Source organism: Mesorhizobium sp. M7A.F.Ca.AU.002.02.1.1 (genome assembly GCF_003998535.1).
GTDB classification, from domain to species: domain Bacteria; phylum Pseudomonadota; class Alphaproteobacteria; order Rhizobiales; family Rhizobiaceae; genus Mesorhizobium; species Mesorhizobium ciceri.
Map to the genome: position 1 here is coordinate 1 of NZ_RZPB01000919.1, position 2,093 is coordinate 2,093.

Below are 2,093 nucleotides of genomic sequence, written 5' to 3' on the forward strand. Positions count from 1 at the left end.
CCATCAGCACCATGGCTGCTGGCAGGGAAGTGGTCCATGTCGGGTTTTTTGGAAAAGGCATGATTGAACATCCGCTCAAATGGCTACATTTGGCGGCGATCTGCCGTTCTCAATGAAGATGGGAAATGACGGGCCGCCGCAACAACGAAGTGCTGTTGCGGCCTACTTGTCTGCTGACTTGCTGGTTCCCATAAACGCTATCCCGGAAAATGACGGCGCAGACATTCTCTCGAGTGCGCTCGCGTTTCCCTAGCAGCCGAAGGTTGCCCAGGCAACAGGATCAGCTTGATGCGCGTCAACGCGCCATCGCCGCCTCGAGCACCCTGAAAATCCGCTCGTCCGCGCATTGGGCAACGTTGAAGCGCAGGAAACGGCCAGCCGTTCCGGACAGGCTGAATGCGTTGCCGGGCGCCAGCACGATGTTGTCGGCCAGAGAGCGGCGGGCGACTTCGGCCGCATCGACGCCGTCCGGCAGACTGCACCACAGGAAGAGGCCAGCCGGCTGGTCGATCCACGGCGTGATGCCGATCGCTTTCAGGTGGGCGGCCGTCTCGCCCATGGCGCGCGCAAGCTTCGCGCGCAGCAAATCCATGTGCTTGCGGTAGCTGCCGTCCTTCAGCAACGTCAGCACCAGTTCGGCCGCGAGCCGCCCGCCGCCGAAGGTCGTGGCGATTTTGAGGTCGGTCAGGGGCTCGATCCAGTCGCGCGGTGCGGCGATGAAGCCGCAGCGAACCGATGCCGACAGCGTCTTGGAGAAGCTGCCGATATGGACAACGCGGTTGAGGCCATCGAACGCCGCCAGCCTGGGGGCGGGCGCATGTTCGAAATCGGCGAAGATGTCGTCCTCGACGATGGTCAATTGCGATTGGTCGGCGAGTTTCAGCAGCCGGTGCGCGGTGACTGGCGACAGCACCGCGCCGGTCGGATTGTGGATGCCGGAATTGGTGATGTAGAGGCGTGGCCGATGCTCGGCCAACGCCTGCGCGAACAGATCGATATCCGGCCCCGACGGCGTGTAGGGAACGCTGACGACCTTGGCCCGGTGAGCGCGCAACAGGGCGTGGAAGTTGAAGTAGCAGGGGTCGTCGACCAGCACGGTGTCGCCGGGCTCGATCAGGAACCGGCACAGGAGGTCGATGGCCTGCGTACCTGATTCCGTCAGCATGATCTGCTCGGGCGAGGCCTCGATGCCATGCCCGGCCATGCGCCGCGCCAGCAATTGCCGCAGCGGTGGCAGGCCGAGCGGCGTGCCGTAATCGGCCAGTGCGACATCGTCGGCACGCGCCACCGTGCGCAGCGCCCGGCGCAGCCCTGCCTGTGGCATCCATGAAGCGGGCAGCCAGCCACAGCCGGGCTTCAGCATGCCATCGCCGGCCTCCAGGGACTGTCGCGAGATCCAGAGCGGATCGACGGCGCGGTCGAGGCGGGGGCCGATTTCGGCCAGCGACAGCGGCGCCAGCGATCCGGCGGCATAGAAGCCGGAGCCCGGCCGCGAGCGGATCGCGCCTTCGGCGGCGAGCCGCTCATAGGCTTCGACCACGGTGGATTTGGACACTCGCATGGATTTGGCAAAGGCGCGGATCGACGGCAATTGCGCTCCCGGCGTCAGGCTGCGCGCCGCGATCCGCTGGCGGATCGTCGCCATGACGCCTTCGACCAGCGTACCGCCGCTCTCGCTTCCTGTAGTCTGCTTGTCCATCCGTACTGCTCTGCTGACTATGACAGTTTTGCATAATTGTACCGCATTGTCTCTGGCGATACTACCGGCTCCGCGCGATACGGAGCCGACAAACGGAGCATACGATGGACAAGACCGCGAGTGGCTGGATGAATGGATTCATCGGCGTGTTGATCTTCAGCGGCTCGCTGCCGGCGACGCGCGTGGCGGTCAGGGAATTCGATCCGACATTCCTGACCTCGGCCCGGGCGGCGATTGCCGGACTGCTTGGCCTTGCGCTGCTGCTCCTGTTTCGGCAGAAACGCCCGGAGCGCGGCGATCTGCTGTCGCTGGTGATCGTGGCACTTGGCGTGGTTGTCGGCTTTCCCTTGCTGACCGCGCTGGCGCTGAAGCACGTCACCACGGCCCATTCCAT

General features: G+C 64.6%; 2 protein-coding genes. One reads left to right on the forward strand and one right to left on the reverse strand.

Translation table 11 applies throughout. The features are described 5' to 3' along the window. Positions 1-295 precede the first annotated feature (295 nt). Entirely contained in the window at positions 296-1,699 is a 1,404-nt protein-coding gene (locus EN879_RS33280) for a PLP-dependent aminotransferase family protein (protein WP_063168160.1), read from the reverse strand. A 104-nt stretch (positions 1,700-1,803) separates the two neighbouring features. Here EN879_RS33280 and EN879_RS33285 point away from each other — a divergent pair. Next, on the forward strand, positions 1,804-2,093 hold a 290-nt coding region (locus EN879_RS33285; protein ID WP_164774743.1), incomplete at its 3' end, for an EamA family transporter.

Bases quoted from the DNA above. Each gene is read 5' to 3' on its own strand.
- EN879_RS33280 (WP_063168160.1), bottom strand. From the start codon at position 1,699: ATGGACAAGCAGACTACAGGAAGCGAGAGCGGCGGTACGCTGGTCGAA.